The organism is Mycobacterium sp., from assembly GCF_025965855.1.
Taxonomy (GTDB): Bacteria; Actinomycetota; Actinomycetes; order Mycobacteriales; family Mycobacteriaceae; genus Mycobacterium.
The window spans coordinates 1-17912 of sequence record NZ_JAOPWB010000332.1 but is presented as its reverse complement, the minus strand read 5'-3'; the positions used below and the strand labels follow the sequence as shown (position 1 = coordinate 17912).

Annotated in this window: 18 protein-coding genes, 1 tRNA gene and 2 pseudogenes; 10 read left to right on the top strand and 11 right to left on the bottom strand. The window is 68.5% G+C overall.

Annotated elements, in window-relative coordinates; all coding sequences use genetic code 11:
* Positions 1–217, bottom strand: a 217-nt coding sequence (locus JWP83_RS28545; protein WP_297738310.1) for an ATP-dependent metallopeptidase FtsH/Yme1/Tma family protein, incomplete at its 3' end; no start/stop codon positions are given.
* A 256-nt stretch (positions 218–473) separates the two neighbouring features.
* On the opposite strand from JWP83_RS28545, the gene JWP83_RS28540 reads away from it, so the two are divergent.
* Genes JWP83_RS28540 through JWP83_RS28530 form a run of 3 tightly spaced genes read left to right on the top strand, consistent with a single transcriptional unit; the run spans position 474 to position 3642 of the window.
* Entirely contained in the window at positions 474–1442 is a 969-nt protein-coding gene (locus JWP83_RS28540; protein WP_297738309.1) for an alpha/beta hydrolase, read from the top strand.
* A complete protein-coding gene (locus JWP83_RS28535) occupies positions 1439–2629 on the top strand; it encodes an LLM class flavin-dependent oxidoreductase (RefSeq protein ID WP_297738307.1) in 1191 nt (396 codons plus the stop codon). The genes JWP83_RS28540 and JWP83_RS28535 overlap by 4 nt, the downstream gene beginning before the upstream one ends.
* Complete coding sequence (locus JWP83_RS28530; protein WP_297738305.1) at positions 2629–3642, top strand: zinc-binding dehydrogenase; 1014 nt, start codon at positions 2629–2631, stop codon at positions 3640–3642. The genes JWP83_RS28535 and JWP83_RS28530 overlap by 1 nt, the downstream gene beginning before the upstream one ends.
* Before the next feature lie 6 nt (positions 3643–3648).
* Here the strand turns inward: JWP83_RS28530 and JWP83_RS28525 are convergent.
* Together JWP83_RS28525 and JWP83_RS28520 are read right to left on the bottom strand one after the other, a co-directional pair.
* Positions 3649–3792: pseudogene (locus JWP83_RS28525) on the bottom strand (type VII secretion protein EsxI); the annotation flags it as partial.
* Positions 3775–3927: pseudogene (locus JWP83_RS28520) on the bottom strand (PE family protein); the annotation flags it as partial. The pseudogenes JWP83_RS28520 and JWP83_RS28525, both read right to left, overlap by 18 nt.
* A gap of 336 nt (positions 3928–4263) precedes the next feature.
* Here JWP83_RS28520 and JWP83_RS28515 point away from each other — a divergent pair.
* Positions 4264–4986 (top strand): SIMPL domain-containing protein, encoded by a 723-nt coding sequence (locus tag JWP83_RS28515; RefSeq protein WP_297738304.1) that lies wholly within the window; start codon positions 4264–4266, stop codon positions 4984–4986.
* A gap of 61 nt (positions 4987–5047) precedes the next feature.
* Here JWP83_RS28515 and hpt read toward each other — a convergent pair whose 3' ends face one another.
* From hpt to dacB, 4 genes are read right to left on the bottom strand one after another with little or no spacing between them, the layout of a single operon-like run.
* Positions 5048–5659, bottom strand: coding sequence for a hypoxanthine phosphoribosyltransferase (gene hpt, locus JWP83_RS28510; RefSeq protein ID WP_297738316.1), 612 nt, complete (start codon positions 5657–5659; stop codon positions 5048–5050).
* A gap of 43 nt (positions 5660–5702) precedes the next feature.
* Positions 5703–6662 (bottom strand): tRNA lysidine(34) synthetase TilS, encoded by a 960-nt coding sequence (gene tilS, locus JWP83_RS28505; RefSeq protein ID WP_297738302.1) that lies wholly within the window; start codon positions 6660–6662, stop codon positions 5703–5705.
* Positions 6641–7693, bottom strand: a complete 1053-nt coding sequence (locus JWP83_RS28500) for a zinc-dependent metalloprotease (RefSeq protein WP_297738314.1) — start codon at positions 7691–7693, stop codon at positions 6641–6643. The genes tilS and JWP83_RS28500 overlap by 22 nt, the downstream gene beginning before the upstream one ends.
* Complete coding sequence (dacB, locus tag JWP83_RS28495; protein ID WP_297738300.1) at positions 7690–9075, bottom strand: D-alanyl-D-alanine carboxypeptidase/D-alanyl-D-alanine-endopeptidase; 1386 nt, start codon at positions 9073–9075, stop codon at positions 7690–7692. Before dacB ends, JWP83_RS28500 begins: the two co-directional genes overlap by 4 nt.
* A 115-nt stretch (positions 9076–9190) precedes the next feature.
* On the opposite strand from dacB, the gene JWP83_RS28490 reads away from it, so the two are divergent.
* Both JWP83_RS28490 and JWP83_RS28485 read left to right on the top strand, forming a co-directional pair.
* Entirely contained in the window at positions 9191–9679 is a 489-nt protein-coding gene (locus tag JWP83_RS28490; protein WP_297738298.1) for an inorganic diphosphatase, read from the top strand.
* 56 nt (positions 9680–9735) lie between these two features.
* Positions 9736–10419 (top strand): hypothetical protein, encoded by a 684-nt coding sequence (locus tag JWP83_RS28485; protein WP_297738312.1) that lies wholly within the window; start codon positions 9736–9738, stop codon positions 10417–10419.
* On the opposite strand, the gene JWP83_RS28480 is transcribed toward JWP83_RS28485, so the two are convergent.
* Positions 10416–11495: a DUF475 domain-containing protein gene (locus JWP83_RS28480; protein WP_297738296.1), complete on the bottom strand. Its 1080-nt coding sequence runs from the start codon at positions 11493–11495 to the stop codon at positions 10416–10418. The two genes, JWP83_RS28485 and JWP83_RS28480, sit on opposite strands and share 4 nt — an antisense overlap.
* 90 nt (positions 11496–11585) lie before the next feature.
* Between JWP83_RS28480 and JWP83_RS28475 the strand changes: the two genes are divergently transcribed.
* From JWP83_RS28475 to JWP83_RS28465, 3 genes are read left to right on the top strand one after another with little or no spacing between them, the layout of a single operon-like run.
* Positions 11586–12860, top strand: coding sequence for a hypothetical protein (locus JWP83_RS28475; protein ID WP_297738293.1), 1275 nt, complete (start codon positions 11586–11588; stop codon positions 12858–12860).
* Between the two features lie 24 nt (positions 12861–12884).
* Complete coding sequence (locus tag JWP83_RS28470) at positions 12885–13586, top strand: glycosyltransferase family 2 protein (protein ID WP_297738291.1); 702 nt, start codon at positions 12885–12887, stop codon at positions 13584–13586.
* On the top strand, positions 13583–13936 hold the full coding sequence (locus JWP83_RS28465) for a DUF2304 domain-containing protein (protein WP_297738289.1): 354 nt from the start codon (positions 13583–13585) through the stop codon (positions 13934–13936). Before JWP83_RS28470 ends, JWP83_RS28465 begins: the two co-directional genes overlap by 4 nt.
* Before the next feature lie 53 nt (positions 13937–13989).
* Here JWP83_RS28465 and JWP83_RS28460 read toward each other — a convergent pair whose 3' ends face one another.
* The gene (locus JWP83_RS28460) at positions 13990–14934 is read right to left on the bottom strand and encodes an NAD-dependent epimerase/dehydratase family protein (protein WP_297738287.1); all 945 of its coding nucleotides are present in this window, start codon (positions 14932–14934) and stop codon (positions 13990–13992) included.
* On the opposite strand from JWP83_RS28460, the gene JWP83_RS28455 reads away from it, so the two are divergent.
* Positions 14900–16717 (top strand): hypothetical protein, encoded by a 1818-nt coding sequence (locus tag JWP83_RS28455; RefSeq protein ID WP_297738285.1) that lies wholly within the window; start codon positions 14900–14902, stop codon positions 16715–16717. The two genes, JWP83_RS28460 and JWP83_RS28455, sit on opposite strands and share 35 nt — an antisense overlap.
* A 519-nt stretch (positions 16718–17236) precedes the next feature.
* Here JWP83_RS28455 and JWP83_RS28450 read toward each other — a convergent pair.
* A tRNA-Thr gene (locus tag JWP83_RS28450) sits at positions 17237–17312 on the bottom strand.
* Between the two features lie 148 nt (positions 17313–17460).
* Positions 17461–17912 (bottom strand): DNA polymerase III subunit delta' C-terminal domain-containing protein (locus JWP83_RS28445; RefSeq protein WP_297738283.1); only part of this gene is annotated, 452 nt, incomplete at its 5' end.

Genomic DNA, 17912 nt, shown 5'->3' with positions numbered 1-17912 from the left:
TGTCGTTGTTGCCCTTCTTCAGGGTCAACCGCAGTTGCTGCTCACGGTCATCGATCTGCGCGCTTTTGACGTTGTCGCCGTTGATCTGCGACATCGCGACCGAGGTGTCGACGGGCTTGTAACCGCGGGTGTCGTCGCTGAAGTAAAAGAACGACCAACCCAGCAGCACCACAACGGCGATCGCCGTGAGGGTGCGAATCACGTTTTTCCGGTTCATCAATCATCGGCCTCGTCGGCCAGGTCCTTCCCCGATACACGAAGCTGGAAAAGTCCAGGCTACCGCTAGTGCCGATCGCCAGCCCCGGCAGAGCCGGGGCGCAGCGGGTCGGCACCATCCTCACGACACAACGAGCGGCAGTTCCCCATGTGGTTCCCGACGTGGCAAACCACACAATCGCCGAGGGTCGCGGTGCGACCGGCTCCGCGAAGAAAAGGCCCTTCTCAGCCCGGGATCCTTGTGATTTGGTGAGACGGTGCTTTCGTCGACCCAACGGTTAGTAGACACCAATGGCGTGCAGTTGCGGGTGACCGAGGCGGGAGACCGCGGCGCGCCCGTGGTGATCCTGGCGCACGGCTTTCCCGAACTGGCCTATTCATGGCGGCACCAGATACCGGCTCTCGCCGACGCCGGCTATCACGTGCTGGCGCCCGATCAGCGCGGCTACGGCGGCTCATCGCGTCCGGATGCGATCGAGGCGTACAACATTCACGAGCTGACCGCCGACCTGGTCGGGCTGCTCGACGACGTCGGCGCCCAGCGCGCCGTCTGGGTCGGGCACGACTGGGGTGCGCCCGTGGTCTGGCACGCGCCGCTGTTGCACCCCGACCGGGTCGCTGCCGTCGCCGCGCTCAGCGTGCCGGCGCTGCCCCGACCGAAGGAGGCGCCGACACAGACGTGGCGCAAGCGATTCGGCGAAAACTTCTTCTACATCCTCTACTTCCAGCAACCCGGCGTTGCCGACGCCGAACTCGACGCCGATCCCGCCCGCACGATGCGCCGGATGATGGGCGGGCTGGGGACATCCGCGGACCCGGGCGCGGGCCTGCGAATGGTGGCTCCGGGCCCCGACGGTTTCATCGACCGCCTTCCCGAACCCGACGGGCTGCCGGATTGGATCAGCCAGGAGGAACTCGACCATTACATCGCCGAGTTCGCCCGCACCGGCTTCACCGGCGGCCTGAACTGGTACCGCAACTTCGACCGCAACTGGGAGACCACGCCGGAGCTCACGGACGCCAAAATCGCTGTGCCGTGTTTGTTTATCGCCGGGACGGCCGATCCGGTGTTGGCGTTCACCCGCGTCGACCGCGCGTCGGAGGCGATCTCCGGGCCGTACCACCAGCTGATGATCGAGGGCGCGGGGCACTGGCTGCAACAGGAGCGGCCCGAGGAAGTCAACGCCGCCCTGTTGGAGTTCCTCAACGGATTGGAGCTGCGATGAGCGTGCCGCTGCGTTTCGGCGTCTTCATCACGCCTTTTCATCCCGTCGGCCAATCCCCCACGGTGGCATTGGAATACGACATGGAGCGCGTCGTCGCGCTGGACCGCCTCGGGTTCGACGAAGCCTGGTTCGGCGAGCACCATTCCGGTGGCTACGAGCTGATCGCCTGCCCGGAAGTGTTCATTGCGGCCGCGGCGGAGCGGACCAAGCACATCCGGCTGGGCACCGGAGTGGTCTCGCTGCCCTACCACCATCCGCTGATGGTGGCCGACCGCTGGGTGCTGCTGGACCACCTGACCCGCGGCCGGGTCATGTTCGGCACCGGCCCCGGCGCGCTGCCGTCGGACGCGTACATGATGGGCATCGACCCGGTCGATCAGCGACACATGATGCAGGAATCCCTCGAGGCGATCCTGGCGCTGTTCCGCGCGGGCCCATCCGAACGAGTCGACCGCCACACCGACTGGTTCACCCTGCGCGACGCGCAGCTGCACATCCGCCCCTACACGTGGCCCTACCCGGAGATCTCCACCGCGGCAATGATTTCGCCGTCCGGGCCGCGGCTGGCCGGTGCTCTGGGCACGTCGCTGCTGTCGCTGTCGATGTCGGTGCCGGGCGGCTACGCCGCTCTGGACAACACCTGGGAGGTGGTGCGCGAGCAGGCCGCCAAGGTCGGCCGCGACGAGCCGGACAGGGCCGACTGGCGCGTCTTGAGCATCATGCACATTGCAGACAGCCGGGAGCAGGCGATCGACGATTGCACCTACGGCCTCCAGGATTTCGCCAATTACTTCGGCGCGGCGGGGTTCGTGCCGCTGTCCAACGCCGTCGACGGCGAGGCGCAGACGCCGCACGAGTTCGTCGCGGACTATGCGGCCAAAGGCAATTGCTGCATCGGCACGCCCGAGGACGCGATCGCGCACATCGACGACCTGCTCGAACGGTCCGGCGGTTTCGGAACGTTGCTGATGCTCGGCCACGATTGGGCCTCGCCCGAAGCGACCTACCACTGCTATGACCTGGTGGCCCGCAAGGTGATTCCCTATTTCAAGGGACAGCTCGAAGCGTCGCGGTCATCTCACGACTGGGCCAGGGGCAGACGCGACCAATTGATCGGACGCGCCGGCGAGGCCATCGTCAAAGCCATCACCGAGCATGTCGACGAGCAGAAAGGCGTGGGAAGCTGATGCGCGCTGCGGTATTACGAGAAGGCCGGATGGTCTACCGGGACGACGTGCCCGAGCCGGTGCCCGGGCCGGGTCAGGTGTTGGTCGGTGTGCGAGCGTGTGGAATCTGCGGCTCTGACTTGCATTTCGCCGCCCACGGTGACGAGGTGGTGGAGATGACGGCCCAGGTGGCCGCCGGCGCCGGAGGCATGGGCGTCGATCTGAGCAGCGACGTCTACATGGGTCACGAATTCAGCGCCGAGGTGCTCGAAGCCGGACCCGACACGGAAACCCATCCGCCCGGAACTCTGGTCACCTCGATTCCCGTACTGCTGTCCACCAAGGGCGTTGAGCCGATCGTCTATAGCAACAGCACTGTTGGCGGCTACGCCGAACGGATGCTGCTCTCGGCGCCACTGTTGCTGGCCATCCCCAACGGCCTCGACCTCAAGCATGCCGCGTTGACCGAACCCATGGCGGTGGGGTTGCACGCCGTCAACAAGTCCAACATCACGCCGGGCGAGACCGCCCTGGTGCTCGGTTGCGGTCCGATCGGCATCGCCATCATCGCGGCCCTTCAAGCGCGCGGGGTCGAAACCATTGTGGCGTCGGATTTTTCGCCGAAACGGCGCGAACTTGCCACGGCGATGGGCGCGCACCAGACGCTGGATGCGGCCCAGGGTTCGCCCTTCGACTCCGTCAAACCCGCGGTCGTGTTCGAGGCGGTCGGGGTGCCGGGGATCATCGACGACGTGCTGCGGCGGGCGCGACCGGGCACGCGCCTGGTCGTCGCCGGGGTGTGCATGCAGCCCGACACCGTGCACCCTTTCTTTGCGATCGCCAAGGAGATCAACGTGCAGTTCGTGCTGGCCTACAACCCGGAGGAGTTCGGCGACTCGCTGCGCGCGCTGGCCGAGGGGGAGATCGACGTCACCCCGGTGATTACCGGTGAGGTCGGGCTGAACGGGGTCGGGCAGGCCTTCGACGACCTGGCCGACCCCGAGCGGCACTGCAAGATTCTCGTGACACCCTAGGTCAATGGAGCCCACCGTGCTGTCGGTGCTGGCCATGTTGCTGCCGGCCGCCTGCACCTTCTGCCCGTGGGCGTTGGCCTGTTCGTAATCACCGCGAAGTTGCGGCCCAGCTCGGTGATGAAACTGCCGACAGGCCGTCGAGCCGGCGCCGACGCCGAGCGTGGTCGCCAACAGCTCCCGCAGGGTCACGGCCTGGGCACTGACCGCCTGGTAAAGCTTTGCGTGCGAAGCGAAGTGCGCGGCGGTCAGCATCGACACCACATCCGCGGCCGCTGGGACGATCCCCGGTCGTCGGGGCGGCGCTGTGTGATCACGATTGACATATGTCCTCCCAAACGCGAGCTCGATCAACGTATTTCGGTAACCGAAGGCGTCACCGAAGCAGCTCAGAGGTTAGGCCCGCCCCGTTGGGGTCATCGCAACCCTTCGGGCGCCGTATTCATGGGCGGGTCGGAAACTGTTCATTTAGCTGCACCAATGTGCTGCACCTTTTGGGGATCACATGAAAGATGTAGCAAAGCAATATGATTAGAGTTCGACATGATCTTCGGTCAGGTTGCCACGACACGCACTAGGCTTCGCGGACGCTAAAAAAGCGGCCGGGAGCGCTAGTGTCCACACATGGTCCGCAAATCGATTGCTTTGGCCGCCGCCGGCTTGACCGTCGCCGTTCTGTCGGCGTGCGACAAGCACAATGCCGCGCCGGCGGCGGGGACGAATCCGCGTCAAGTGACCGTCGTCGGCTCGGGGCAGGTCCAGGGCGTCCCGGACACCTTGACCGCCGACGCCGGCATCGAATTCGCCGCGCCCGACGTCACCGCCGCGATGAACCAGACCAATGATCGCCAGCAGGCGGTGATCAACGCGCTCGTCGGCGCGGGCCTGGACCGCAAAGACATCAGCACCACCACGGTCACCCTCGAGCCCCAGTACAGCAACCCGGGTGCCAGTGGCACCGCCTCGATTACGGGCTACCGCGCGACCAACGCGATCCAGGTCAAGATCCACCCGACCGACGCCGCGTCAGGGATGCTGGCGCTCATCATCAGCACCGGCGGCGACGCCACCCGGATCAGCTCGGTCAGCTACTCCGTCGCCGACGACTCGCAGCTGGTCAAGGACGCCCGTGCGCGGGCATTCAACGATGCCAAGGCCCGCGCCGACCAGTACGCCCAGTTGTCCGGCCTGCGGCTGGGTAGGGTGCTTTCCATCTCGGAGGTGTCGGGCAGCCAGCCGGCGCCCGGCGGGCCGCCGGTTCCGCCTCGGAGCATGGCCGCGGTCCCGCTGGAACCGGGCCAGCAGACCGTGAGTTTCTCGGTGACCGCGGTGTGGGAATTGGACTAGCCCGATGGCGGCGACCCGCAGCGCCCGGCTTCGCCGCGCTTGCGATCGCCGCTAGGCTCGGCTACTGCTCGTAGACCCTGGGATCCAGGGTGCCGATGTACGACAGGTCGCGGTAGCGCTCGTCGTAATCCAGGCCGTAGCCCACCACGAAGTCGTTCGGAATGTCGAAGCCCACGTAGGCGATCTCGGCTTTGGCGCGCGCCGCGTCGGGCTTGCGAAGCAGCGTGCACACCCGCAACGAACGCGGCTGCCGGCTCTTCAGGTTGCGCAGCAACCACGACAGAGTGAGCCCGGAGTCGACGACGTCCTCGACGATCAGCACGTCGCGATCGTGGATATCGCGGTCCAGGTCCTTCATGATCCGCACCACGCCCGACGAGGACGTCGAGGAGCCGTAGGAGCTCACGGCCATGAATTCGAACTGGGTGGGCACCGGGATCGCGCGGGCCAGGTCCGTGACGAAAATCACCGCGCCCTTGAGCACGGTGATCAGCAGCAGATCCTCGCCGGTCTCGCTGGCAAGGTCGCGATAGTGGTGGCCGATTTCCTCGCCGAGTTCGGCGATGCGGGCCTGAATCTGCTCCGCGGTGAGCAGCACCGACTTGATATCCCCCGGATACAGCTCCACGGGCTGCGCGGGGGTGATAGCCGGGGAGATCTGGGCCACGCCCACAGAGTGCCACGCCAGCGGGCGAATAACCAACGACGGCCCGTTCTTACACAGGTTCGCGCCATATCGCGAGCACGCCGTCGCGCCGCCCGGCGATCAACCGCTCACCGCGCAACGCGGAGCCCACTGCGACCCCACCCTGCCCGCGCCACGCCGTGACGAGCGTGTCCACACCGCGAATCTGCTTGTCGGTCAAGCCGGTCGCGCCCCCGGCCAGCAGCCAGCCGCGAATCACGCCCCGTCGAACCGGGTCCGGCAGCGCGGCCAGCGCCCGGGCCTGCAGCCCCGACCCCGCCCGCACGTCGGGCAGCGCCTGCGCGGCGAGCGCATCGATCATCTCGGTGTCCTCACGCAACGCGGTCGCGGTGCGCGCCAACGCCTCGGCCACGCCGCCGCCCAGCACGTCCTCCAGCAGCGGCAGCACCTCGAGTCGCAGCCGGGCCCGGGTGAAGCGCCGGTCGCTGTTGTGCGGGTCCTGCCAGGCGGTCATTCCCAGTTCCGCGCACGCGGCGTGCGTCGCGGACCGCCGCACCCCCAACAGCGGCCGACACCACGGGGGATCGTGCGGGCGCATCCCGGCGATCGAGCGCCCCCCGGAGCCGCGGCCGAGCCCCAGCAGCACCGTCTCCGCCTGATCGTCGAGCGTGTGCGCCAGCAGCACCGGGCCGTCACCGCAGGCGCGCAGCGCCGCATAGCGCGCGGCGCGCGCCGCCGCCTCCGGGCCCCCGTCCTTACCCACCTCCACGCAAAGCACTTGCGCGTCAACACATCCCAGGGCGACCGCCTGCTTCCGGGCGGTCTCGGCGACGGCGGCCGAGCCGGGCTGCAGGCCGTGGTCGACGATCAGGGCGGTGGTGGGACGAAGCGGGGCCGCGACCGCGGTGAGCGCCAGCGAGTCCGGGCCGCCGGAGAGGGCCACGCGCCACTGCTCCCCGGTGGCGAGATAGGTATTGGCAAAAGCCTCGACAGCCGCGCGCAGCTGCCCTACAGCACCCTGTCGATCCATCGCTGGGGGTCTTCGATTTCGGCGGGCAGCGGCAGCGTTTCGGGGCCCGACCAGACGGTGTTGAACCGCTCCATTCCGACCTTGCCCACGACGTGGTCGACGAACGCCTTGCCGCGGGTGTACTGGCTGAGCTTGGCGTCGAGGCCCAGCAGTGCGCGCAGCAGCCGCTGCAGCGGCGGTTGCTTGCGATGGCGACGCTCGTCGAACCGGCGGCGGATGCTGGCCACCGACGGCACCACGACCGGCCCGACGGCATCCATCACGTGATCGGCGTGGCCCTCCAGCAGCGTCCCGAGCACCAGCAGCTGATCCAGGGCCTCGCGTTGCGGCTCGGACTGCACCGCGCGCACCAGGCCGAGAATCCCCGACGAGCTGCCGTCCGACGCGACCTCGCCGTTACCGCGGCTGCGGACGAATTCGGCGAGCCGGCTCGCCACCTCGCGGATGTCCTCCCCCGCGTCCTGCGTCAGCAGCCCCAGCGCCTGGGACATGTAGTCGGACAACCACGGGTTGGCGGTGAACTGGACGCGGTGGGTCACCTCGTGCAGGCACACCCACAACCGGAAGTCGGAGGGCTCGACCCGAAGCTGGCGCTCGACGGCGATGACGTTCGGGTACACCAGCAGCAGGCAGCCCTCCTTCGCGCCGGCGAACGGGTCGTACTGGCCGAGAATCCCCGACGACACAAACGCCAGCACTGCGCCGGTCTGCGCGCCCGTGATGCGGCCGGTGAAGAACCCCCGCGGCTTTTCGCCTCCGTTGGTCATCACCCGCATCGACTCGGCCGCCGCGCCGATCCACTGCACGCGGTCGACGACGCGGGCCGCCGGCACCACGCCGTCGGTGATCAACCCCGTGACGTCGCGCACCGGCGGTTCGGCTTTCGCGGCCGCGCTCGTCAGCTCCTCGATCACCTGGCGGCGGGTGTAGTCGCTGGCCGCCGGGCCGGGCCGGGCCAGGCGCTGGCCGACGGTCGCCGCGAATCGCCAGTCGACGGCGGTCCCGAGGGTCAGGCTCGACGAGGCGGTCATGCGCACCCGCAGAACCACAGCTTGGCGGCCAGGGCGTCCATCGCGTTGCGACCGTTCGGGCCCGCGGCGTTGGAGATGAACGCGAACGTGAGCACCCGCCCGCTGCGGTCGGTGAGCACGCCGACCAGCGAGTTGATCGCGGTCAGCGAGCCCGTCTTGGCGCGCAGCCACCCGGCGGGGCCGCGATCGGTGGCCGGGTCGAGGAAGCGGTCGGCCAGCGTGCCGCTGCCGCCGGCGATCGGGAGGAGGTCCAGCAGCGCCCGCAGCGCCGGCTGGTCCGGGCCGGCGGCCGCCTGCACCACCCCGTCGAGCGTCTTCGCCGTCAGCCGGTCGTCGACCGAAAGCCCGCTGGAATCCAGCAGCGCGACGCCGGCGGTGTCGACGTGCGCAGTGCTCAACCGGTTGGTCACCGCGTCGACCGCCCCGGCGAAGCTCTGCGGCCGGTTGATCGCGGCCGCGACCTCCCGGGCGATGCATTCGGCCAGCACGTTGTCGGAATGGTCCATCATCTCGGACAGCCGCTGCACCAACGGCGCGGACTGCACGACGGCCAGCTGCCGCGCGCCGGACGGCGCCGAGGCGATCGTCACCGCGGCCGGGTCCAGGCCGAGGGCCTTGGCCAGCTCCCGCCCGGCATCCAGCGCCGGCGTCTTGGACCGCCGGGAGTTGACCGAGGTCGGCTGGATGCGGCCGGCGTCAATCATCACCGACTCGATCGGCGCGATGTCGCCGTTGTCGACATCGGCCGGATCCCAGCCCTGCGCCATCGTCGGCCCGCTGAACGCCGAGGTGTCCACCTGCACCGCCGTCGGGGTCACGCCGCTGCGGCGCACCTGCTCGGCGAGGTCACTGATGCGCGCCGCACCGCGGTACCAGGTGTCCACGCCCGGCGGCGCCGCCGACAGCACCGGATCCCCCGCGCCCACCAGCACGACGGGCCCCTGGGGGTTGGGGCTGCCCGCGACCACCCGGGTGCCGATCCGGGCCTGACGGTCCAGCGTCAGCAGGGCCGCGGCCGCGGTCAGGACCTTGTTGGTCGACGCCGGCACCAGGGGCACGTCGTCGGCCACCTGCCAGAGTTCCTTCCCGGTGCTGGCGTCGGTGATCCGGCCACCCAGCCGGCCCAGGTTGGGATCCGCCGCCGCGGGCGCCAGCGCGGCGGCCACCCCACCGGGGCTGGGCGTCTCGGCGCTGTCAGCAACCGGGACCATCCCCGGCTTGACGGTCGGCGGGCGCGGCGGCGGCACGGGGACGTGCGCGGCGCCGGCGCCGTGACCCCCCGTGGTGAAAAACGTTGCCGCAGCCACCACCGCGGCGACGAACGCCAGCACGGCCAACCCGATGAACACCTGGGTGGATTTCCGCCAGCGAGTAGGACCCATCACTCTCCTGACTGTTTGAACCCATTCTGCCGAATAGGCCGCAATGCGCTCGACTAGGGTGATGCCGGACCCACCTGACCCACCCAGATCCACCCCTCGTGAAGGAGCCCACGCGGTGCAATTCGACGTCACGATCGAAATTCCGAAAGGCCAACGCAACAAGTACGAGGTCGATCACGAGACGGGCCGGGTGCGTCTGGACCGCTACCTGTACACCTCGATGGCCTATCCCACCGACTACGGCTTCATCGAGGACACCCTGGGTGAGGACGGCGACCCGCTGGACGCGCTGGTGCTGCTGCCCGAGCCGCTGTACCCCGGCGTGATCGTGGAGGCCCGCCCGGTGGCGATGTTCCGGATGGTGGACGAGCACGGCGGCGACGACAAGGTGTTGTGCGTGCCGGCCGGTGACCACCGATGGGATCAAATCCAGGACATCGGGGACGTTCCACCCTTTGAGCTGGATGTCATCAAGCATTTCTTCTCGCAATACAAGGCCCTGGAACCGGGCAAGTACGTCAAGACCGCCGACTGGGTTGACCGCGCCGAAGCCGAGGCGGAGGTGCAGCGTTCGGTGGAGCGGTTCAAGGCTTCCGGGCACTAACGCTCTCGGCGTAACCGGGCCCCGCGGCTCGGTGGCATCCTGGCGATGTGACCCCGATGCTGCATTTCGCCGGCGCTTTCTGGTGGCTGATCTTCCCGCTGGGCGGCACGATCGGCGCGGGCATCAGGGCGGTCGCCGCCGCCAACGAGCGCCGGGCCGACCGGCGGCTGGAGCGCTACCGGCTGAAGCAGCAGGCCAAGATCGCCGTCGCGGAGGCTTCGGGGCGCGCACGAAACGTTCAGGAGAGCTCGCGGCGAGAGCTCACCAAACTCATTGCGTCGCATGACCGTACCGACGCGCGGTGGTTCGACTACGAACTCGACCTCGCCAAAGTGCTGGACTTCCCGATGATGACGGACATGCGCCACCCGCTGACCATCGCGTTTCACAGGGCGAAGCGGCGCGCGGACCTGTTGCGCCCGGAACGGCCCGAGGAGCTCGCCGGCGACCGCACGGCGCAACGGGAATACCGCGACGCCGTCCACGAGTACATCAGCGCGTTCGAAATCGCCGAGGCCGAGGCTATTCGCCGCCGCCGCAGCGACTTCTCGGAGTACGACCAGCAACGGCTGGCACGCGCGCAGCACCTGCTGCACCTGGCGCAGGACGAGGCGGCCACGCGAGAGGAGCGACAGAACGCCTACCTGCGGGCGGGCAAGGAACTCGACGGGCTGGTCGTGTTGCCGGCGCCGGCCCGGGCCGCCATCGAACGGCGGATCGCGGGCCAGATCGAGGCCTAGCTCATTGCGGCGGCGTTGCGCCGATTGCGCAACACGCTCCAGCCCAGGGCCGCCCCGATGAAGACCACGCCGACCGACGCGGTGACCGCCTCGGGCACCTGGTAGCGCGGCTCGGTGGACAGCAACATGATCACGGCCAGCGCGCCGATCGCCCAGTGGGCGCCGTGTTCCAGGTACACGTAGCGGTCCAGTGCGTCCTGCTGGACCAGGTAGATGGTGATCGACCGGACGAACATCGAGCCGACCAGCCCCAGGCCCAGCGCGATGATGATCGGGTCCGAGGTGATCGCGAAGGCGCCGGTGACCCCGTCGAACGAGAAGGCGGCGTCGAGCACCTCGAGATAGACAAACAGGGTCAGGCCGGCCTTGCCGACCGCGCTGCCGGCCGACTTGCCGTCCGTCACCGCGATGTCCGGCTGGAACGCCCGGCTCAAACCGTTGACGACCAGATAGGCGATCAGACCCAGCACCCCGGCAATCAGCACCGTCGCGCGCTCCTCGCTGGAGTGCGTCAGCTCCGTCGCGGCGAGGACCAGCGCGACCCCGGCCACCACCACCGACACCTGACCGAGCCGCCCGATGCGCGCGAACGGAACCTCGATCCATTTGAGCCACTTGATATCTCGGTCGTGAAACACGAAATCCAAAAACAACATCAACAGGAACGTCCCGCCGAACGCCGCGATCTGCGGGTGGGCGGCGGCTACCAGCTTTTCGTAGCTGGGCGAGCCGTCCGGGAATTCCAGTGCGCCGTGCGGCGGTGGGTTGAGCGCCAACTCGAACGCCCGAACCGGTTCGAGGCCCGCGGTGGCCCAGACGATGAGCAGCGGGAAGACCAACCGCATGCCGAAGACGGCGATCAGGATCCCCAGCGTCAGGAACATCTGCCGCCAAAACGGGCTCATCCGCTGCAGGATCGCCGCGTTGATGATGGCGTTGTCGAACGAGAGCGACACCTCGAGGACGGCCAGCACCAGCAGCAGAAAAAGGGCGTTCAGTCCGCCGTGGAGATATCCGACCGCAAGGGCCGCGACGGTGAAAAACAGCGAGATCCCGAAGATGCGGAACGCGGCCATGGATCCTTCCCAACAGCCGCCCACAATAGCGACAGCCTCGCCGGCGCGGGCCGTCTGCGCCGGCACACTTACTATCTTCAAATTGTGGTGATGCCCGAAGCCGGCGGTACCCAAGCCTCTACCGGAGCCGGGCCGGTCGCGCGCGCCAGCGTGGCCCGGGTCGCCGTCGCCACCGCGCTGACCGCGCTGTGCGGGTATGCGGTGATCTATCTGGCCGCCCGCGACCTGGCTCCGCGCGGCTTTTCGGTATTCGGGGTGTTCTGGGGGGCGTTCGGCCTGGTCACCGGGGCCGCCTTCGGCCTGCTGCAGGAGACCACCCGGGAGGTCCGGTCGGACAGCTACCTCACCGACATCGGGGCGGCGCCGGTCAGCCGTACCCATCCGCTGCAGCTCGCCGCGATGATCGGCGTGGCCGCGGCCGTCGTGATCGCCGGGAGCTCGCCGTTGTGGAGCGCGCGGGTATTCGCCGAGGAACGCTGGTTGTCGGTGGGGCTGCTCAGCGTCGGGCTGGCCGGGTTCTGCCTGCACGCCACCCTGCTGGGCATGCTGGCCGGCACCAACCACTGGACGTCGTACGGAGCGCTGATGGTGACCGACGCGGTGATCCGGGTAACGGTCGCCGCGGCCACGTTCGTGATCGGCTGGGGCCTGACCGGATTCTTGTGGGCCACCGTGGCGGGCGCGACGGCCTGGCTGATCATCCTGGCGGCCTCGCCCACGGCGCGCGCCGCGGCCCGGCTGCTGACGCCGGGCAGCACCGCGACCTTCCTGCGCGGCGCCGCCCATTCCATCACCGCGGCCGGGGCCAGCGCGATTCTGGTGATGGGGTTTCCGGTGCTGCTGAAGCTGACGAGCAGCGAGTTGGGCGCACAGGGTGGCGTCATCATCCTGGCCGTCACGTTGACCCGGGCGCCGCTGCTGGTGCCGCTGACCGCCATGCAGGGCAACCTCATCGCTCACTTCGTCGACGAGCGCAGCGACCGGCTTCGGGCGCTGGTCGCGCCGGCGGCGATCATCGGCGGCGTCGGCGCGTTCGGGGTGCTGGCGGCGGGCGTCATCGGCCCCTGGTTGCTGCGGGTCGCCTTCGGGCCGCAGTACCAGGCCAGCAGCGCGCTGCTGGCGTGGCTGACGGCGGCCGCCGTGGCGATCGCGATGCTGACGCTGACCGGCGCCGCCACGGTCGCCGCGGCGCTGCATCGGGCCTACGCGCTCGGTTGGGTCGGTGCGACGGTGGCGTCGGCGCTGTTGCTGTTGTTGCCGCTGCCGCTGCAGACGCGCACCGTGGTCGCCCTGTTGTGTGGCCCGATGGTGGGAATCGGCGTGCATCTGGTGGCGCTCGCGCGTGCCGGACGCTTAACCGGCTGATCCTGGCTAACCTGGTGGGCTTAGATGGCTACTGAATCTCAACACCCCGGCGTCTGGATCGTCATTCCCGCCTTCAACGAAGCCGCCGTCATCGGCGAGGTGATCGCCGATGTGCGCTCGGCCTTCGAGCACGTCGTCTGCGTGGACGACGGCAGCACCGACGGCACCGGCGAGATCGCCCGGCTGGCCGGGGCGCACCTGGTGCGCCATCCCATCAACCTGGGCCAGGGTGCGGCCATCCAGACCGGCGTCGAGTACGCCCGCAGGCAGCCCGGGGCGCGGGCCTTCGCCACGTTCGACGCCGACGGCCAGCACCGCGTCAAAGACGTGGCCGCGATGATCGACCGGCTCGGCGCGGGTGACGTCGACGTCGTCATCGGGACCCGGTTCGCCAACCACGAAGGCAGCCGGCCGCCGTTTTTCAAGCGGATCGTGCTGCGGACGGCCGCGCGGTTGAGCCGGCGGGGTCGCCGACTTGGCTTGACCGACACCAACAATGGGCTGCGGGTGTTCAACAAGAAGGTCGCCGACGGGCTTGACATCACCATGAGCGGCATGAGCCACGCCAACGAGTTCGTCATGTTGATCGCCGAAAACCGTTGGCGCGTCGTCGAACAACCGGTTGAGGTGCTGTACACCGAATACTCGAAATCGAAGGGGCAGCCCCTCCTCAATGGCGTCAACATCATCTTCGACGGGTTTCTGCGAGGGAGGATTCCGAGATGAACTGGATCCAGGTACTGCTGATCGGGGCGATCATCGCGCTGTTGTTCTATCTGCTGCGGTCCCGGAGGAGCTCACGGTCTAAGGCGTGGGTCAAGGTCGGGTACGTCCTGTTCGTGCTGGCCGGCGTCTATGCCGTGCTGCGGCCCGACGACACGACGGTGGTGGCGCACTGGTTCGGCGTGCGCCGCGGCACCGACCTGATGCTCTACGCGCTGATCATGGCGTTCTGCTTCACCACGCTGAGCACCTACATGCGGTTCAAGGACTTGGAGTTGCGCTACGCGAGACTGGCCCGGGCGGTGGCTTTGGAGGGCGCGCAGGAGCCCGAACCGCAGGCGCCGAACGTGTAATCATCGCGAAAAATCCGCCGGAATTTCGCACCGTGCGCACGCTCGGTGAAAGGTCACGCGGTGCGGGCCTTGCGGAAGTACTCCACCGTGCGACGCACGCCGTCGTGCAGCTGAACCTGGGGGCGCCACCCCAAAACCCTTTCGGCCAAACCGATGTCGAGGCACGACCGCCTCAGGTCACCCAGGCGATCCGGATGGAACTCCGGGTCGTCGGGCCCCCCGACGGCCGCGACCACCGCCGAATGCAGTTGGCGGTCTGAGGTTTCGATGCCGGTGCCGACGTTGAACCGCTGACCGCCGCCCGCGGGCCCGGCGGCCTTGACGAACGCGTCCACCACGTCGTCGACGTACACGTAGTCGCGGGTTTTGGTGCCGTCCCCGAACACCTTGGTGGGCTTACCCGCCAGCAGTGCCTGGGCGAAGATCGCCACGACGCCCGCCTCGCCGTGTGGGTCCTGGCGGGGTCCGTACACGTTGGCGGGCGCGATGTGCGAGCAATCCAGGCCGTACAGATTGCGAAAGGTGTTCAGGTAGATCTCGCCGGCCACCTTGCCCGCGGCGTAGGGCGACGCCGGATCGGTTGGCACCGACTCGGGGGTCGGGTACACCGGCGGGGTCCCGTAGATGGATCCCCCCGACGAGGTGTGCACGATCTTGCGCACCCCGGTCAGGCGGGCCGCCTCGGCCAGGCGGATGGTGCCGATGACGTTGACCGACGCGTCGAATTGCGGGTCGGCCACCGAGTGCCGCACGTCGATCTGCGCGGCCAGGTGAAACACCACCTCCGGCCGGTGCTCGTCGAGGATCGCGTGCAGGTCGGCGGTCACGATGTCCGCCTCGACGAAGACGTGCGCCGGATTGTCGGCCAGGTGCTCGAGGTTGGTCGCGCGTCCGGTGGCGAAGTTGTCCAGCGCCACCACTGCGTGACCGTCGGCCACCAGACGGTCGACTAGCGTCGACCCGATGAATCCGGCTCCCCCGGTGACCAGTGCGCGCACCGGCCCACCATACAAGCGGGGAGTCGTGGCGGCGGCCGCCGCACTCATCGTGCTGCAGCTGGGCATCCGCGCGGTGCTGGCATTCGACGGCTACTTCTACTGGGACGACCTGATTCTCATCGGCAAGGCCGGCACGCACGGCCTGCTGTCGCCGTCGTACCTGTTCGACGACCACGACGGCCACGTGATGCCGGCCGCGTTCCTGCTCGCCGGCGCGATCGTCCGGCTGGCGCCGCTGGACTGGACGGGCCCGGCGATCAGCCTGCTGGTGTTGCAGCTGCTGGCCTCGCTTGCGCTGTTGCGGGCCCTGTACGTCATCCTCGGCTGGCGCTGGGCGCTGCTGATGCCGTTGACGTTCGCGCTGTTCACGCCGCTGGCGGTGCCTGGGTTCGCGTGGTGGGCGGCGGCGCTGAACTCGCTGCCCATGCTGGCGGCGCTGGCCTGGGTGTGCGCCGACGCGATCCTGCTGGTCCGCACCGGTAAGCAGCGCTACGCGCTGACCGGCGTGCTGGTCTACTGCGGCGGGCTGCTGTTCTTCGAGAAGGCCGCCGTCATTCCGTTCGTCGCCTTCGCTGTGGCCGCGTTGCTGTGGCACGTGGGGGGTGAGGGGTCGGCGGTGCGGACCGTGTGGCGGGCGGGCCTGCGGTTGTGGATCCCCTCACTGGCGTTGACCGTCGCCTGGGTGGCGCTGTATCTGGCCGTGGTCAATCAAAAGCGGTGGAGTTCCGACCTTTCGATGACGGCGGATCTGCTGTGGCGATCGATCACTCACGGCATCGTGCCGGGGCTGGCCGGCGGGCCGTGGCACTGGGACCGCTGGGCGCCGGCCTCGCCGTGGGCCACTCCCCCGCCGCCGGTGATGGCGCTCGGCTGGCTGGTGCTGGCCGGGCTGGTTGCCCTGTCGCTGTTCCGCAAGCAACGCATCGGGCCGGTGTGGCTGACCGCGGCGGGCTACACCGTCGCCTGTCAGGTGCCGATCTATCTGATGCGGTCGTCGAAGCAGACCGCGCTGGAACTCGCCCAGACCCTGCGCTATCTGCCGGATCTCGTCGTGGTGCTGGCGCTGCTGGCCGCCGTCGCGCTCAGCGCACCCAACCGGCCGGCCACTGCCCGGTGGCTGGACGCTTCTCCGAAACGGACCGTCGCGACAGTGGGTTTGGCGGTGGGGTTCGTGGCCAGCAGCCTGTACTCGACGGCGACCTTCCTGACCAGCTGGCGCGACAACCCGACCCAGCCCTACCTGCAGAACGCGCGGGCCGGCCTGGCCGCCGCGCGCGCGTCCTCGGATGCCCCGCTGCTGGATCAGGAGGTCGATCCGCTGGTGCTGCAACGGGTGGCCGCGCCGGAGAACCTGGCCAGCCACATGTTCGCCCTGCTGCGGGACAGGCCCGAATTCGCCTCGGCGACAACCCAATTGCGCATGATCGACAGCTCCGGCCGGCTGATCAATGCGCGGGTGTCCTGGATCCGCACCATCGTGCCAGGGCCCATGCCGCAGTGCGGCTATTTCGCCCAGCCGGACAAGCCGGCGCGGATGATCCTCGACGGGCCGCTGCTGCCCGCCGATTGGACCGTCGAACTCAATTACCTGGCCAACAGCGAGGGTTCGATGACGTTGTCGCTATCCGAGGGGCCCGACGTCAAGGTGTCGGTGCATCCTGGACTGAACCGGGTCTTTGCCCGACTGCCCGGCGCCGGGGACGCGATCACCGTTCGGGCCAACACCGCCGCGCTGTCGTTGTGCCTGGCGTCGGGGCCGATCGGTTTCGTGGCACCGGCCTGACCGGACAAACGTGGAGCCGTCTGGGGGAATCGAACCCCCGATCTATTCGCGTATTCAACCAAAGCTCAGCGGGACTGCCGCATCAGGTGAATTCTGAGGTCGCTCACCCCAACGGGTGTAACTTAATCGTTCCCTGGCAGAGCTGCTCAGAGGTGCCTATGGATAAATTCGTTCGTCCCTGCTTATTGGCGGTCATCGTCGTCGGAGCGGCCGTCGTCGTTGCCGCACCCGTCAGCCCGCCGCTGCGCGAACTTAATCCGACGCTCATTGCAGACCCCTGCCCACCGGGCACCGACCCCGCGGAATGCAAGTGGGATCGAACTCAGGGATTGCCCGACGAACCCATAAGAGTTGGAGACCTACAGCGCTCGCATGACCTGCCCAACCACGGGGACGGCTCAACCCCTTAGCGAGTTGTCGGCTCGCGCACGAGCGTCGTGGACAGGTTCGCCGCCGGAACCACGCCGGACGATTCCGCCCGTTCTAGCGTTGCCGACGAGGTGCATTTCCGGAAAATAATGGAGCCGCCTGGGGGAATCGAACCCCCGACCTATTCATTACGAGTGAATCGCTCTACCGACTGAGCTAAGGCGGCACACCCTCACGCCGGGCGGCACGAGTCTACGGCAGGCGGCCCCACCCGCCCAACTATGGATCAATCCCCCATCGTCCAACGTCGGCTTTTTGACGCCAAGCCCGCTGGATTCGCCCAACAAGTCGACGCTCGGCGTCAGTGGGTTGGGTCAATCGCGCAGTTCCTGGCCGATGGTGGCGACCATGGCGTCGACGGCGAACTTGGGTTTGACGTTGATCGCCAGCGCCTCGCGGCACTTCAGTACCGCCTCGATGCAGCGCAGCAGCTTCTCGGGCGAGGCATGCGCGGCCAGTGCCGCCACCCGCTCGGCCATGTCCGGGTGGTTCGCCTGGACGCCGCCGGCGTGCGCCGACACCACCAGTGCATCGCGGAAGTAGGTCGCGAGGTCGATCAGCGCCCGGTCCAGGGCATCGCGCGACGCCCGCGTCTGGCGGGACTTCTGCCGTCGTTCCAGGTCCTTGATCGCGCCCGTCGCACCCCGCATCGCGCCCGCGGTGCCCTTGCCCGTGCCACCGGCCCCGAGCGCCGTCCGCAGCTCCTCGGTCTCGGCCTCGGCGCGGTCCGCGGTCAGCACCACGGCCTCGGCCTCGGCGGCGGCCA

Bases quoted from the DNA above. Each gene is read 5' to 3' on its own strand.
- JWP83_RS28535 (WP_297738307.1), top strand. From the start codon at position 1,439: ATGAGCGTGCCGCTGCGTTTCGGCGTCTTCATCACGCCTTTTCATCCC.
- JWP83_RS28530 (WP_297738305.1), top strand. From the start codon at position 2,629: ATGCGCGCTGCGGTATTACGAGAAGGCCGGATGGTCTACCGGGACGAC.
- JWP83_RS28515 (WP_297738304.1), top strand. From the start codon at position 4,264: ATGGTCCGCAAATCGATTGCTTTGGCCGCCGCCGGCTTGACCGTCGCC.
- tilS (WP_297738302.1), bottom strand. From the start codon at position 6,662: ATGGATCGACAGGGTGCTGTAGGGCAGCTGCGCGCGGCTGTCGAGGCT.
- JWP83_RS28500 (WP_297738314.1), bottom strand. From the start codon at position 7,693: ATGACCGCCTCGTCGAGCCTGACCCTCGGGACCGCCGTCGACTGGCGA.
- dacB (WP_297738300.1), bottom strand. From the start codon at position 9,075: ATGGGTCCTACTCGCTGGCGGAAATCCACCCAGGTGTTCATCGGGTTG.
- JWP83_RS28485 (WP_297738312.1), top strand. From the start codon at position 9,736: ATGCTGCATTTCGCCGGCGCTTTCTGGTGGCTGATCTTCCCGCTGGGC.
- JWP83_RS28480 (WP_297738296.1), bottom strand. From the start codon at position 11,495: ATGGCCGCGTTCCGCATCTTCGGGATCTCGCTGTTTTTCACCGTCGCG.
- JWP83_RS28475 (WP_297738293.1), top strand. From the start codon at position 11,586: ATGCCCGAAGCCGGCGGTACCCAAGCCTCTACCGGAGCCGGGCCGGTC.
- JWP83_RS28470 (WP_297738291.1), top strand. From the start codon at position 12,885: ATGGCTACTGAATCTCAACACCCCGGCGTCTGGATCGTCATTCCCGCC.
- JWP83_RS28465 (WP_297738289.1), top strand. From the start codon at position 13,583: ATGAACTGGATCCAGGTACTGCTGATCGGGGCGATCATCGCGCTGTTG.
- JWP83_RS28455 (WP_297738285.1), top strand. From the start codon at position 14,900: ATGAATCCGGCTCCCCCGGTGACCAGTGCGCGCACCGGCCCACCATAC.